Origin of the sequence: Serratia aquatilis (assembly GCF_044865145.1) — a bacterium.
Lineage (GTDB): Bacteria > Pseudomonadota > Gammaproteobacteria > Enterobacterales > Enterobacteriaceae > Chania > Chania aquatilis.
Genome location: NZ_CP173186.1, coordinates 597,603 through 612,447, shown reverse-complemented (window position 1 = coordinate 612,447; position 14,845 = coordinate 597,603). Strand labels below are relative to the sequence as shown.

At 51.3% G+C, this 14,845-nt stretch carries 14 protein-coding genes; 11 read left to right on the top strand and 3 right to left on the bottom strand.

The annotated features are described in order from the left end of the window. Positions 1–38: 38 nt before the first annotated feature. Entirely contained in the window at positions 39–1,178 is a 1,140-nt protein-coding gene (rlmG, locus tag SAQUA_RS02785) for a 23S rRNA (guanine(1835)-N(2))-methyltransferase RlmG (RefSeq protein ID WP_380677586.1), read from the bottom strand. 273 nt (positions 1,179–1,451) lie between these two features. Here rlmG and SAQUA_RS02780 point away from each other — a divergent pair, with 273 nt between their 5' ends. The 5 genes from SAQUA_RS02780 (at position 1,452) to sstT (ending at position 6,657) form a co-directional block, all read left to right on the top strand. Next, positions 1,452–1,955, top strand: coding sequence for a M48 family metallopeptidase (locus SAQUA_RS02780; protein WP_380677584.1), 504 nt, complete (start codon positions 1,452–1,454; stop codon positions 1,953–1,955). 139 nt (positions 1,956–2,094) lie between these two features. After that, positions 2,095–3,081 carry a Gfo/Idh/MocA family protein gene (locus SAQUA_RS02775; protein ID WP_380677582.1) on the top strand — a complete coding sequence of 329 codons (987 nt, stop codon included), beginning with the start codon at positions 2,095–2,097 and terminating at the stop codon, positions 3,079–3,081. After that, a complete protein-coding gene (locus SAQUA_RS02770) occupies positions 3,078–3,818 on the top strand; it encodes a glutamine amidotransferase (RefSeq protein WP_380677580.1) in 741 nt (246 codons plus the stop codon). The genes SAQUA_RS02775 and SAQUA_RS02770 overlap by 4 nt, the downstream gene beginning before the upstream one ends. Positions 3,819–4,056: 238 nt before the next feature. Beyond that, complete coding sequence (locus SAQUA_RS02765; RefSeq protein ID WP_380677578.1) at positions 4,057–5,019, top strand: TerC family protein; 963 nt, start codon at positions 4,057–4,059, stop codon at positions 5,017–5,019. Between the two features lie 402 nt (positions 5,020–5,421). Beyond that, positions 5,422–6,657 carry a serine/threonine transporter SstT gene (sstT, locus tag SAQUA_RS02760; protein WP_380677576.1) on the top strand — a complete coding sequence of 412 codons (1,236 nt, stop codon included), beginning with the start codon at positions 5,422–5,424 and terminating at the stop codon, positions 6,655–6,657. A 46-nt stretch (positions 6,658–6,703) separates the two neighbouring features. Here sstT and SAQUA_RS02755 read toward each other — a convergent pair whose 3' ends face one another. Together SAQUA_RS02755 and uxaC are read right to left on the bottom strand one after the other, a co-directional pair. Continuing rightward, positions 6,704–8,194, bottom strand: a complete 1,491-nt coding sequence (locus SAQUA_RS02755) for a UxaA family hydrolase (protein WP_380677574.1) — start codon at positions 8,192–8,194, stop codon at positions 6,704–6,706. 20 nt (positions 8,195–8,214) lie between these two features. Then, on the bottom strand, positions 8,215–9,627 hold the full coding sequence (gene uxaC / locus SAQUA_RS02750) for a glucuronate isomerase (protein WP_380677572.1): 1,413 nt from the start codon (positions 9,625–9,627) through the stop codon (positions 8,215–8,217). Positions 9,628–10,030: 403 nt separating this feature from the next. Between uxaC and SAQUA_RS02745 the strand changes: the two genes are divergently transcribed. The 6 genes from SAQUA_RS02745 to SAQUA_RS02720 all read left to right on the top strand — a co-directional run bounded on the left by SAQUA_RS02745 (position 10,031) and on the right by SAQUA_RS02720 (position 14,838). Continuing rightward, positions 10,031–11,329 carry an MFS transporter gene (locus tag SAQUA_RS02745; RefSeq protein WP_380677570.1) on the top strand — a complete coding sequence of 433 codons (1,299 nt, stop codon included), beginning with the start codon at positions 10,031–10,033 and terminating at the stop codon, positions 11,327–11,329. A 118-nt stretch (positions 11,330–11,447) separates the two neighbouring features. Beyond that, on the top strand, positions 11,448–12,224 hold the full coding sequence (gene exuR / locus SAQUA_RS02740; RefSeq protein ID WP_380677568.1) for a transcriptional regulator ExuR: 777 nt from the start codon (positions 11,448–11,450) through the stop codon (positions 12,222–12,224). Positions 12,225–12,418: 194 nt separating this feature from the next. Beyond that, the gene (locus SAQUA_RS02735; protein ID WP_380677566.1) at positions 12,419–12,847 is read left to right on the top strand and encodes a hypothetical protein; all 429 of its coding nucleotides are present in this window, start codon (positions 12,419–12,421) and stop codon (positions 12,845–12,847) included. A 138-nt stretch (positions 12,848–12,985) separates the two neighbouring features. Further along, on the top strand, positions 12,986–13,660 hold the full coding sequence (locus SAQUA_RS02730) for a DedA family protein (RefSeq protein ID WP_380677564.1): 675 nt from the start codon (positions 12,986–12,988) through the stop codon (positions 13,658–13,660). Then, on the top strand, positions 13,657–14,031 hold the full coding sequence (mzrA, locus tag SAQUA_RS02725; RefSeq protein WP_380677562.1) for an EnvZ/OmpR regulon moderator MzrA: 375 nt from the start codon (positions 13,657–13,659) through the stop codon (positions 14,029–14,031). Before SAQUA_RS02730 ends, mzrA begins: the two co-directional genes overlap by 4 nt. Positions 14,032–14,475: 444 nt before the next feature. Further along, positions 14,476–14,838, top strand: coding sequence for a DUF1090 domain-containing protein (locus tag SAQUA_RS02720; protein ID WP_380677560.1), 363 nt, complete (start codon positions 14,476–14,478; stop codon positions 14,836–14,838). Positions 14,839–14,845 lie beyond the last annotated feature (7 nt).

Below are 14,845 nucleotides of genomic sequence, written 5' to 3'. Positions count from 1 at the left end.
TCGCAGGGCGCAGCAAATATGCGCTGCGCCCAATATCATTAACGCCTTGCGCCGGACTTGACCGCTTTGAGGATCACAAACTTCTGATTCGACGCCACGGTGGTGCAATTGCCGAACAGGCGCTTCAGCTTTTGGTAGTAATCCAGATGGCGGTTACCCACGATGCGCAGTTCGCCACCGACCTGCAGACAACGCTTGGCATCACAGAACATCTGCCACGCAGTATGATCGGTGATTGCATGCTGCTGGTGGAATGGCGGGTTGCATAACACAGCCTGTACGCTTTCACGCTCTATACCAGCCAGTGAGTTGTTCACCTCAAACTGGCAGCGATCCAATTCCTGCGGCAGGTTGTGGGACACGTTTAACTCGCTGGAAGCCACTGCCATATAGGATTCGTCAACGAAAGTCATCTGCGCTTGCGGGTTCTGCACCAGCGCTCTCATGCCGATAATGCCGTTGCCACAGCCTAGATCGACAATATGACCGTTCAAATCATGTGGCAGATGTTCCAGGAATAAGCGGGCGCCAATATCCAGACTACCGCGCGAAAACACGTTGGCATGGTTGTGGATCAGCCAATCGGTGCCATCAAGCAGCCAGTCAGTGGTTTCTGGCGCTGCCGGTGGCACAATGTCGGCGGCCTCGCAATAAATCAGGCGAGCCTTTTTCCAGGCTAGGCTGGTGCGCGTTGGGCCCAACACCCGCTCGAAAACCTGCATGGTCGAAGTATGTACGTCACGCGCTTTGGCACCGGCCACAATCAGCGTGTCAGGTGCCACCACCTTACGCAGCGACCGCAGTTGCTGTTCCAGCAACGCTAACGCTTTTGGAATACGTATCAGCACCACCGCCGGATTGGCTGGTAGTTCTGCCAGGCTGTCCAGCAGCGTCACCTGCTGCACATCTAATTCATTGAGCTCGAGATTATGGCGCGTCGCCAGTTGGCTCATGTAGGAATCGCTGATGCTATAAGGTTGGTGCGCATGCAGAGCGCAGGCCAACGCACCAAAGTTGTCGTTGAAAATCAGCACTGGCCGTTCGCCAATGGCAACATTTTCAAGCTGTTGCAACAGGTATTCGTCCGCCGCTTCCCACGCCTGTAGCTGGGTGGACTCTTCTTGTTGGGGATAACGCTCCAGCTCAAGTTGCTGTGTTCCCAGATCGAGTTGGCTCATTGCCCCTCCTGACTGATAAATTTGGGCTGTTTATCCACTAAAAACGCCCATCAGTAAAATGTTTTTTGGGATTAATTTCCCTTTGCAGGATTTGAGCACAAAAACGTCATACAATAACCGCCCGGTTTACCACTGGATCCTGCACGTACTCTAAATAATTCGAGTTGCAGGAAGGCGGCAACACAGCGAATCCCCAGGAGCTTACATAAGTAAGTGACTGGGGTGAGCGAGGAAAGCCAACACACCTGCAACTTGAAGTATGACGAGTACAAGATGTCTGAACTTACCTACCTGCAAGGCTACCCCGACCATCTGCAAATGCAGGTACAACAACTTATTAAGCAGCAACGTCTGGGTGAGGTACTGTTACAGCGCTATCCACAGGTTCACGACTGTGCCACCGACAAGTCGCTGTATCAGTTTACCGTCGATCTGAAAAATCAGTATCTGCGCAATGCCCAACCGCTGAGCAAAGTGGCCTATGACAACAAGATCCAGGTGATGAAGCATGCTCTCGGCACACATACTGCCATTTCCCGCGTACAGGGTGGCAAGCTGAAGGCCAAAGCCGAAATCCGCGTGGCAACGGTGTTTAAAAATGCCCCGGAACCTTTCTTGCGCATGATCGTGGTACATGAACTGGCGCATTTGAAAGAGAAAGATCACAACAAAGCGTTCTATAGCCTGTGCTGCCATATGGAGCCCAGTTACCATCAACTGGAGTTTGATACCCGACTGTATCTGACCCATCTGTCGCTATTTGGCGAACTCTATTAATAGGTAACACGGTGATTCGCCTTCTGTTTACCGCGTGATAATCTAGGCTGTGTCCCTTAACTGTACGCGAGCGCCGCTGGCGGTCAAGGGACACTGCCTTGTTCTCCGAACAACTTTCCTGTGGGAACCGGAGTGATTTATGATTCGTTTTGCTGTTGTCGGCACCAACTGGATTACAGAACGTTTTATCGATGCGGCTCACGCAAGCGGCAAAATGAAACTGACCGCCATCTATTCGCGTAAGCTCGAGCAGGCGCACGCATTTGGCGCAAATTACCCGGTTGAGCACTTTTTTGATTCGCTCACCGCGCTGGCTCAATCCGACACGATCGATGCGGTGTATATTGCCAGCCCCAACTCGTTGCATTACCCGCAAAGCCTGTTGTTTCTCAGCCATAAAAAACATGTGATCTGCGAGAAACCGTTAGCCTCCAATTTGCTCGAGGTAGAAAAACTGGTGGCCTGTGCGCGGGAAAATCAGGTGGTGCTGTTTGAAGCGTTTAAAAGCGCGCATTTGCCGAACTTTTTAGCCCTGCAACAGGCATTGCCAAATGTGGGTAAGCTGCGCAAAGCCCTGCTCAATTATTGCCAGTATTCCTCCCGTTATCCGCGCTATCTGGCCGGTGAAAAACCCAATACCTTCAATCCGCAATTTTCCAACGGTTCGATCATGGATATTGGTTACTACTGTGTCGCCAGTGCCGTGTCGCTTTTCGGAGCACCGCAGTCGGTGCAGGCCAGCGCATCGTTGCTGGATACCGGGGTGGATGCTCATGGTAGCGTTTGCCTGAACTACGGTGACTTTGACGTTAACATCACTCACTCCAAAGTCAGCAATTCAGCGATCCCGAGTGAGATCCAAGGGGAAGATGGCACCCTGGTGATTGAGAAGCTCTCCGAATGCCAGAGTGTGGTACTGATACCCCGAGGTGGCGATAGTCAGGACCTGACCCAGACGCAGCACAGCAATACCATGCTGTATGAGGCGACGGTGTTTGCCGACCTGATTAATAAGCAGCAGGTCGAACATGCCGGTCTGGATAAATCGCTGATCATCGCCAATCTGTTGACCGAGATCCGCCGTCAGACCGGCGTGGTATTTCCCGCTGACGGAGAAGTGCAATGAAACCGCTGTTGTTGATGCAAACCGGAGACGCACCGCAGGATGTTCAGCATGAGCTGGGCAATTTTGACCAGATGTTTCTGCAACAGGGGAATATCGCCGCTGAACGCGTGCAGATTGTGCATCTTCCTGCCGGTGAAACCCTGTTGCCACCGGAAAACTACTGTGGCGTGGTGATCACCGGTTCACCAGCGATGGTGACAGAGCAGTTGCCCTGGAGCGAGCAGGCTGCAGAATGGCTGCGTCAGGCAATGCGCATCAGGTTGCCCATCTTTGGCGTGTGTTATGGCCACCAGCTTCTCGCCCATGCACTGGGTGGCACCGTGGGTTATCGCCCGCAAGGTATGGAGGTTGGCACACTTGAGATAGAGCTATTGCCCCCCGCTGGCAGCGATAAACGGCTAGCAATACTGCCGCCGCGTTTCAAGGCCAACCTAATCCATTCACAAAGCGTACTCATGCCGCCGCCCGGCGCGGAAGTACTGGCTCGCTCCCAGCAAGATGCCTACCAAATATTGCGTTACGGGGACAGTGCGCTGACCACACAGTTCCATCCCGAATTCGATGGCAAAGCTATGCAGCATTACTTCAGTTGGCTCAGCCAGAAGGATCCAGCCAACCGGGAGGCCTATCTGCTCAAACAACAGCAGGTTAGCGATACACCGTTCAGCCAGATGTTGCTGCAAGGTTTCGTCGTCAGTCTTGGTGCACAGCGTATAATAACTAGCAACAGATATTGACCTTTATCACATTTTGAACTAATTTTTGCCTTGCAAAGGGGAGTAACTTCATAGTCGGCCAATCGTCATTACGATGCGTAAGCATCCGGTTACCGGGCAACCTGATGTTTAAGGTGATATCACCTTCATCAACGTTGTAAGTGAGACCTTGCCGGAAGGCGAGGTTTGCTTGCAGCGTTCACAGAGCGGCTGGCGTCTTCCGACGTTGGCCGTTTTATTTTTATAAGGATATCCCTTAATGATGAATACCGTTGGCACCCCCTGGCTGTGGGGGAGTTTTGCCGCCATTATAATTGTGATGCTCACCATCGATCTGCTGTTGCAAGGGCGTAGAGGCGAACAGACCATGACATTCAAGCAGGCAGCCTGCTGGTCACTGGTTTGGGTAAGTTTGGCATTGCTGTTCAACACCGGTTTTTGGTACTACCTGAACGAAACTGCCGGGCGCGCGGTAGCGGATACCCAGGCTCTGGCATTCCTCACCGGCTACCTGATCGAAAAAGCATTGGCGGTTGATAACGTCTTTGTCTGGCTGATGCTCTTCAGCTATTTCGCGGTGCCTGCCAATTTACAGCGCAGGGTGCTGATTTACGGTGTGCTGGGCGCTATCGTTCTGCGTACCATCATGATCTTCGCGGGTAGTTGGCTGATCTCCCAGTTCGCCTGGCTATTGTATGTGTTCGGCGCATTTCTGCTATTTACCGGTATCAAGATGGCTCTCGCGAAAGAAGACGGGGCGGCTATTGGCGACAAACCGGTTGTCAAATGGCTGCGCAGCCATCTGCGTATGACCGATAACCTGGAAGGTGAACGTTTCTTCGTTCGCCGTAATGGGCTGCTTTATACCACCCCACTGCTATTAGTTCTGATACTGGTCGAACTGAGTGACGTTATTTTTGCCGTCGACAGTATCCCGGCTATTTTTGCCGTCACAACCGACCCATTTATCGTACTGACTTCCAACCTGTTCGCTATCCTGGGCCTGCGAGCCATGTACTTCCTGCTGGCTAACGTGGCAGAGCGCTTTACTATGCTGAAATACGGCCTGTCGGTGATCCTGGTGTTTATTGGTATCAAGATGCTGATTGTCGATTTTTACCACATCCCAATCGCGGTTTCCCTCGGTGTAGTAGCAGGGATACTGGTATTGACGTTGCTGATCAACGCCTGGGTTAACCACCGTAAAAGCATTACGCCATAATCTGTTATTTGGGGCGCTAGCCGCCCCATGAATGTTTGGCAATTAGCCTGAATCGCCAAATGTTATCGCGATCACACAAATGTAACCAGAATGTTATCAATGCTTGATCCGTCCACGTAATTTTATCTTCCCCTCTTTTCAAGGGGCAACGTTTGCTGAATACTGGTCAAACAAACACACTCCGTTACAGATATGACGATAAATTATCCGGCGACGTTCCTGCCAGGGTATATACCCATCGTCCTTCAAGCCGCATGCGTGTTGGTTGCCTTCTCTCACTCCAGTCACTTACTTGAGTAAGCTCCTGGGGCTTCGTTTAGTGGCCGCCTACATGCAACTTGAAGTCACTTGGGTATAGCGATCTGTACGCCACATTTCAGGGAGCGGAAACGCAATAGCATCATGAATAAACTATTAGTAAGAATTACTCAGGGTAGCCTAGTTAAGCAAATATTGGTTGGTCTGGTGGCTGGTATCGCTGTCGCTATGGTTTCACCCGCTGCGGCCACTGCCGTCGGTCTGCTAGGCGCGCTTTTCGTTGGCGCTCTGAAAGCCGTTGCACCGCTTCTGGTATTGATGCTGGTCATGGCCTCAATTGCCAACCATAAGCAAGGCCAGAAAACTAATATCCGCCCCATTTTGTTCCTCTATCTGTTGGGAACATTTGCCGCAGCGCTGACCGCTGTTCTGATTAGCTTTATTTTCCCTTCAACGTTGGCACTGGCGGTGGGCAATACCGATATCAACCCTCCGGGTGGGATTGTTGAAGTGCTTAAAGGCCTGCTGATGAGCGTGGTGGCAAACCCATTCAACGCCCTGATCAATGCCAACTATATCGGTATCTTGGCCTGGGCTGTCGGCCTTGGGTTGGCATTGCGCCAGGCCTCTGAAACTACCAAAACCTTGATCAGCGATGTGTCGCATGCCGTGACCATGGTGGTACGTGCGGTGATCCGCTGCGCACCGTTGGGTATCTTCGGCCTGGTTGCTTCTACCTTGGCCGACACTGGCTTTGGTGCACTGTGGGGATACGCACAGCTGTTAGTGGTATTGATCGGCTGTATGCTGTTGGTGGCACTGGTGCTCAACCCGCTGATTGTCTACTGGAAAATCCGCCGCAATCCTTACCCACTGGTGTTTACCTGCCTGCGTGAAAGTGGCGTTACGGCCTTCTTTACCCGTAGTTCCGCAGCCAACATCCCGGTGAATATGGAACTGAGCAGAAAACTGAATCTGAACGAAGATACCTACTCGGTTTCTATCCCTCTGGGTGCCACCATCAACATGGCTGGGGCGGCGATCACGATCACCGTGCTTACGCTGGCGGCAGTTCATACCCTGGGTATTCCGGTTGATTTACCCACTGCGCTGTTGCTGAGTGTGGTAGCGGCTATCTGTGCCTGCGGTGCTTCCGGCGTGGCAGGCGGTTCACTGCTGTTAATTCCGCTGGCCTGTAATATGTTCGGCATTCCCAATGACATTGCAATGCAGGTTGTCGCTGTCGGCTTTATCATTGGTGTGTTGCAGGATTCGGCAGAGACCGCGTTGAACTCGTCCACCGACGTACTGTTTACCGCAGCGGCCTGTCAGGCTGAAGACCAGCGTTTAGCTGATAAAGACACGTTGAGCACGCGTTAAGAAATACAGGCTGTATCCCGCACTTTTGTGGGATACAGCCTAGCTTTTACAGCGTCACTCCGCTTTTAAAAATGGCTAACTCACGGAAGTCATTTGTTTCATTTCGGGCTGATTTGCCGTTGGCAATCTCCACAATCAGATCGACAAACTGCGTCAGCATCTCTGCCATCGGCAAGCCGTGAATCAAGCGCCCGGCATCAAAATCAATCCAATGTGGCTTTTTAGCTGCCAGCTCGGAGTTAGTGGCCAGTTTCACCGTTGGCACAAAACCGCCGTAAGGTGTTCCTCGCCCAGTACTGAATAACACCATATGACAGCCTGCTCCGGCCAATGCGCTGGTGGCAACAGCATCATTACCTGGCGCACTCAACAGGTTCAACCCCGGCAAGCGCAGACGTTCACCGTATTTCAACACATCCACCACCTGACTCTGCCCAGCCTTTTGGGTACAACCGAGAGATTTCTCCTCCAGCGTAGTGATCCCACCCGCCTTATTACCCGGCGATGGATTCTCGTAAATCGGTTGATCGTGAGCGATAAAATACTGTTTGAAATCGTTAACCATGCTGACAGTTTTTTCAAAGATACTTTCATCCCGGCAGCGACTCATCAGGATCCGTTCGGCACCAAACATTTCAGGTACTTCAGTCAATACCGTCGTGCCGCCATTGGCGATCACATAGTCCGAGAAACACCCCAACAGTGGATTGGCAGTAATACCCGATAAACCGTCCGAACCACCGCATTCCAAACCGAATTTCAGTTCGCCAAGCTTGCCTGGCTGGCGACGATCGCCACTCATCACCTGATACAGTGCGTGCAGATGCTCCAGCCCGGCTTCGACTTCATCGTCCTGCTGTTGGCAGACCATAAAACGCACACGCTGTTCATCAAACTCCCCCAACGTGCTGCGGAACTCATCCACCTGATTGTTCTCACACCCAAGACCAATGACCAATACCGCACCCGCATTCGGGTGACGCACCATATTCTGCAGCATGGTACGGGTATTCTGATGATCCTGACCGAGCTGCGAGCAACCAAAGGGGTGAGTAAATAAATGAACGCCATCAATCCCTTGCGCCTCTGAGGTTTCCTTCAGAAAGCGCTGCTGGATCTGACGCGCAACGGCGTTTACACAACCCACAGTAGGAATGATCCACAATTCATTGCGGATCCCGACCTCACCATTGCTACGCCGGTAGATCTGCACCTCGCGATCTGCCGCCTGCGTTGGTAAGGTCTGGAACTCAGGCTGATAGCGGTAATTATCGAGGTCACTCAGGTTGGTTTTTGCATTTTGTGAATGAATATGTTCCCCAGAAGCAATAGCCACCAGCGCATGACCAATCGGTAAGCCGTACTTGACGATCATCTCGCCAGCGGCGATAGGTTCAAGGGCAAACTTGTGCCCGCGAACCACATCCTGAGCCAGCGTTATGGCCTGACCACCCCATTCTATTGCCTCACCCGCAGCCAAATCGCGCAACGCGACCGCCACATTATCTTTTGTATGGATTTTTATAATGCTTTGCATAAATCAACCCTGAGCAATGATTACGCTAATTCGATAGCAAAATAGTTTTTGGCATTGTCGAAGCTGATGTTTTTAACCATATCGCCCAGTAGATCTATATCTGCTGGCGCTTCGCCATCTTCCACCCAGCGGCCAATCATCTGGCAAAGTATCCGGCGGAAATATTCGTGCCGCGTGTACGAAAGGAAACTACGGCTATCCGTCAGCATGCCGACAAAACGGCTAAGCAAACCAAGCTGGGCCAACTGTGTCATCTGGCGCTGCATGCCATCTTTCTGATCGTTAAACCACCAGCCCGATCCAAATTGCATCTTGCCCGGCGTGCCTTCCCCCTGGAAGTTGCCCACCATGGTGCCAATCACTTCGTTATCACGCGGATTCAAGCAGTAAAGAATGGTTTTCGGCAGTTTGCCCTGCTTGGCCTGAGCATCAAGCAAGCGTGAAAGCGGTTCAGCCAAGGGTTGGTCGTTAATGGAGTCGAAGCCAATATCTGGGCCAATGCTATTGAACATCCGACTATTGTTGTTGCGCAATGCGCCAATATGATATTGCTGCACCCATTCGCGGCGTTGATACTCCGCAGCCAGGAATAGCAGCACTGCGGTTTTGAATTGTGCACTTTGCTGTGGCGTAGGGATGTGGCCACTGAGCCGCTGCGCCAGGATGGTATCTAGCGTGGCTTCGTCCGCCTCGCCATAAACCACCACGTCCAGAGCATGATCGGAGACCTTGCAGCCATGCGCGGCAAAGTGGTCCATCCGCTTTTTCAGCGCGTCACGCAGATCGCTGAAGCGATGGATCGAGGTGTCTGCAGCCGCCTCTAACTTTTGCAGGTAGTCATTGAACCCGGGCGCTTCAATATTGAACGCTTTGTCCGGCCGCCAGCTTGGCAACACTTTAATGTCAAAGCTAGCGTCAGCGGCGATAGCTTTGTGATGGAGCAGATCGTCGATAGGATCATCGGTGGTGCCAACCATTTTTACTTTCATCTGCTGCATGATGCCACGCGCTGTAAAGGCATCCTGCGCCAGTAATTGATTACCACGTTGCCAGATTTCATCTGCCGTTGCCGGAGAAAGCAGCTTGCCTGTAATACCAAATGGGCGGCGTAATTCCAGATGAGTCCAATGATAGAGCGGGTTACCAATGGTATGCGGCACCGTTGCCGCCCAGGCATCAAATTTTTCACGATCCGAGGCATCCCCTGTGCACAAACGCTCGGCCACGCCATTGGTACGCATTGCACGCCATTTGTAATGATCGCCCTTCAACCAAATATCGTACATATTCTGAAAACGATAATTCTCCGCAATCTGCTGCGGTGGCAGATGGCAGTGATAATCGAAAATAGGCTGATCCGCAGCGTAGTCGTGATAAAGACGGCGAGCAAATTCGCTGTCCAACAGAAAATCATCGTTCAAAAACGTGGCCATATTGGGTTCCTCACATAGTTTCCTGGCAAGTCTGCTGTTAACTGAAAAAAGTTATCACACCAATTCCCCGCAACGTCCAGCAATATATCACCGTCAAAGCCACTTAACCCTACCTTAAAGCTGTTTATAACCCATTTAAAAAGCTGAAATCACAGAACTGGTGCTAATTGGTATGAATCATTATTCATTAATTGAATGAAAGCTTTTGTGATATCACTCAACTTTTGAACCTGTATGACAAGTTATCGTCTCGGCACCTTGCCACTTATTTTCACCTTTATTTATGGCAATGCGCGGGTGCCTGTCAGTAAGGAAATACTGACTAAATGATGAAAGGGGATCACGACATAGAACGCCGCAGGCTAGCCGGTGGCATATATTCAAAGACTCGGAGAGATGTTGGATGCGTAAAATTAAAGGGTTACGCTGGTATATGATCGGCCTGGTAACCGTGGGTACCGTGCTTGGTTATCTGACTCGCAATGCCATGTCCGTTGCGGCACCGACGCTGGAAGGCTCGCTAGGCATTACCACTCAACAATATTCCTATATTGTTGCCGCCTATTCGGCCTGTTACACCGTGATGCAGCCTGTCGCAGGTTATATACTGGATGTCCTCGGTACCAAAGTCGGTTATGCCATGTTTGCCATCCTATGGGCCCTGTTCTGTATGGGCACTGCGTTGGCTAACAGTTGGGGTGGGCTGGCGCTGGCTCGCGGTGCGGTGGGTATGGCTGAAGCGGCCATGATCCCCGCCGGTTTAAAAGCCAGTAGTGAATGGTTTCCGGCAAAAGAGCGTTCGATAGCAGTTGGGTACTTCAATGTCGGTTCATCTATCGGCGGTATGCTTGCCCCTCCCTTGGTTGTCTGGGCCATCGTGGCGCACAGTTGGGAAATGGCATTTATCATCACCGGTATCCTGAGTATGATCTGGGCCATCTGCTGGTTAATCTTCTATAAGCATCCGAAAGATCAGAAAAAACTCAGCTCAGAAGAACGCAGCTACATTCTTGATGGGCAAGAAGCCCAACATCAGACCAGCGACGCCAAAAAAATGTCCGCCTGGCAGATCGTACGTAACCGCCAATTCTGGGGAATTGCGCTACCGCGTTTTCTGGCTGAGCCTGCCTGGGGTACTTTCAACGCCTGGATCCCGCTATTCATGTTCAAGGCTTACGGGTTCAACCTGAAAGAGATTGCCATGTTTGCCTGGATGCCGATGCTGTTTGCCGACCTCGGCTGCATTGTCGGCGGCTATCTGCCCCCCTTTTTCCAGAAACACTTTAAAGTCAACCTGATTGTCTCACGCAAACTGGTCGTTACTATGGGGGCTTTACTCATGATTGGCCCTGGTATGATCGGTCTGTTTACCAGCCCATATGCCGCCATTGCCCTGCTGTGCGTGGGAGGATTCGCCCACCAGGCACTGTCTGGCGCATTGATTACGCTGTCATCAGACGTGTTTGGCCGTAACGAAGTGGCAACCGCCAACGGCCTGACCGGCATGGCGGCATGGATGGCAAGCACCATGTTTGCACTGGTGGTTGGTGCATTGGCCGATACATTAGGGTTCAGCCCACTGTTTGCCGCCTTGTCGGTATTCGACATTCTGGGCGCGATTGTCATCTGGACCGTACTGCAGAATCGCCCGGTTTCGCAGCCGGCACCCGCACCATTACAAACGGCTGATGTACACGGTTAACTCCCTGCCTGACCTGGCCCTGCGCCGGGTCAGGTACACTTGACTCACTGGCAGCTACGGCGAATAAGTGGTATAACAGGTACATTGGCATTACGCCTCCTACCACAGAGTATTCACTATGGCACTCACGGAAACCAGACGCCTTTATCAACAGTTGGCCGCCGAGCTTAAACGGCGCATTGAGGGTGGAGTTTATCCGGTTGGGGATAAACTCCCCGCCGAGCGTTATATTGCTGAAGAGATGAATGTCAGCCGCACCGTGGTGCGGGAGGCGATCATCATGCTTGAGGTTGAAGGTTATGTGGAAGTGCGCAAGGGTTCCGGTATCCATGTGATTTCGAATCAGCAGAAAAACCTGGTGATACCGGGTGACAGCCTCGAATTTGCCACTGCCGGTCCTTTTGAACTCCTACAAGCGCGTCAGCTGATTGAAAGTAATATCGCCGAGTTCGCAGCAACTCAGGTGACCAAGCAGGATATCGTCCTGTTGATGGAGATCCAGGAGCAGGCCCGCAAAGAAGATCGCTTCCGCGATTCACAGTGGGATCTCAAATTCCACGTTCAGGTGGCGCTGGCAACCCAAAACAGCGCCATGGCAACCATAGTGGAAAAAATGTGGGCCCAACGTGTCAGCAACCCCTACTGGATCAAACTGCACGAGCATATTGACGAGCGCTCCATTGCCAGTTGGTGTGACGATCATGATGAGATCCTCAAAGCTCTGATACGTAAAGATCCTCACGGGGCCAAACTGGCCATGTGGCAGCACCTGGAAAACACCAAGCAGATGTTATTCAACGCCACCACCGACGATTTCGAGTACAACGCCGATCGCTATCTGTTTGCAGAAAATCCGGTAGTTCACCTGGAGAACTCTGCAAATGTCGCTAAATAAGGCGTTGCCGTCATAAATCGTCATCGCAGCCTGAATGTCAGGTATTGTAAAAATACCTGACTCAATGCCAAAACAGCCTTATCTGGTGTCATATTTCGTCCGAAGCAGCGCAGATTTCCCTGTTGCCAATGATGCTATTTTGGTAGAGTTAGGCCACTTTTTATCTACTGGCTTTGGGGACGGAACGCAAATACATGCGCTGGTTGTTTGCCATGCTTATTGCTCTTTGTTGCTGGACCGGTTCGGTCTCCGGCGAAAAGATCTATGTAGCGCAAACTTCAGGCGTGCCTACCGCGTTAGATGCTCAAACTTCCCCTCACGATCAGATTTACCGCCCAGTCAGTGAACTCCGTCAAAAGTACCCCGGCAAGTTGTCGTTATTGTTGTCTCGGATGCCTTCCTATCCCGGCTCGTTGCTTGCGCCAAACATGCTGGTTCCGGCATATACTTTAACGACGGACCTTGGTTACCGTCCGCGGCTTCAACGCCAGACAGATACTCCGGTTCTCAACCGACTTGCGCAAGTCAACTGGACATTAAATGCCCAGCAGCAGCAAAGCAGGATCGGGGGCTGGAAAGAAAGCAACATACTCTATCGTGGTTCACTGACTTATTACTCATGACACGGTGTCGTACCCATGAGAACAATTGAATAATAAAACAACGCCGTTTCATCATTTTCAGCAATCTGGCACCACTCAAGGTAATACTGTGCCCTAGCGCTGAATGGAAACAAACATTGACGTTTTTAGGAACACCGGATGGATATCATTAAGCAACTGCTGGATGCCTTGTGGCACCAAGACTTCGAAACGCTGGCGAACCCTTCGCTGGTCTGGACGCTGTATGCCCTGCTGTTTATGATCTTATTTCTGGAAAATGGCCTGTTGCCCGCCGCATTCCTGCCAGGCGATAGCCTGCTGATCCTGGTTGGTGCACTGGTAGCCAAAGGTGCCATGAACTTTCCACTCACTATCCTGATCCTGACTACTGCGGCCAGCCTGGGTTGTTGGCTCAGTTATATACAAGGCCGATGGCTTGGCAATACGCCAACGGTCCAAAGCTGGTTATCGCATTTGCCCCCTCACTACCATCAGCGTGCCCATAACCTGTTTCATCGCCACGGCTTGTCGGCACTGTTGGTCGGGCGCTTCCTGGCTTTCGTGCGGACCCTGTTACCGACCATTGCCGGTTTGTCCGGTTTAAATAATGCTCGCTTCCAGTTTTTCAACTGGGTCAGCGGATTGCTGTGGGTATTGATACTGGTGTCGGTCGGGTTTGCCCTCGGCCAAACCCCGTTATTCCGCAAGTATGAAGACCAGGTGATGTTCGGCCTGATGATGCTGCCGGTTGCTTTGTTGGTCATCGGCCTGTTAGGTTCACTGGTAGTTTTGTGGCGTAAGAAACGCTCAGGCAATCAAGGGAAAGATGCATGATAGCCAAGCCTCTACGCTGGCGATACGTATTGATCTTCGCACTGGCACTGTTGGCATTCACGACGGTGTTGGTGCCTTTGATGATACAGACGGAAAGTGAACTGCGTATTCATGTTAAACAGCAAGGGCTATTGTTGCCTGATGGCTTTTACGTTTACCAACGGTTGGACGAACGCGGTATTCACATCAAAAGTATTACGCCGGAGGGCGATGGCTTGGTGATCCGTCTGGATTCGCCAAGGCAACAACTGTTAGCCCGCGATGCACTGCAAACTATCCTGCCAACCGGTTATACCATCGCATTAAGCGAATCCCAGGCGCCCAGTCTGTGGGTACCTGAGTTTGCTCGCACACCACTTAATTTCGGGTAATTCTCCCATATATACTCTGAATAATTCGAGTTGCATGACATAAACGCAATGCGTTTTTGAACAGCGCTGGCGCTGGCCCGTAGGGTGAGTCTCATTAATGAGACTAATAATCCCCAGGAGCTTACTCCGGTAAGTGACTGGGGTGAAAGACAAATCTGCCTGGAGCAGATTTGAACGCTGTTTACAGCGGCCCCGAAGGGCCGAGTAACCAAGCCAACGCACATGCAACTTGAAGTATGTCGAGTATAAGGGTGAGTTTACCCGGCTGAGCAATAAACCAATCAGCAATCCTCCGCCGATTACCATTGAATTTTTAAAATTTACCGCAATTAATAGCTTATCTGATCCTAGCGCCAGTCAGTTATGCCCCACTCTCCTGTTTCACTGATGTTGGGCTACTGGAAATCTGGATCACCGTTCTCACCAGAAATAAGGAATGGAACCATGAGATTTCACCATTTTTTGTTATTAACACTCTCTTTGTGCACTTTCTCCGCATTTTCTGCGACCGCTGATGGTTGCGCCAAGAAAGCGCAAGAAATTCAGCAACAAATCGATTATGCCACTCAGCATGGCAATTCTCATCGCGTGCAAGGTCTGAAAAAAGCATTGAACAAAGTACAAAGTGATTGCACAGAGGCAGGACTAAAAGCTGAACATCAGAAGAAGATCACAGAAAAACAAAACAAGGTTGCCGAGCGTGAACAAGAATTGAAAGAGGCTCGGCAAATCGGAAAGCAGGATAAAATTTCCAACAAGCAGCAAAAACTGGCAGAAGCCCAAAAAGAGCTGAAAGCTGCACAGTGAGAATGAT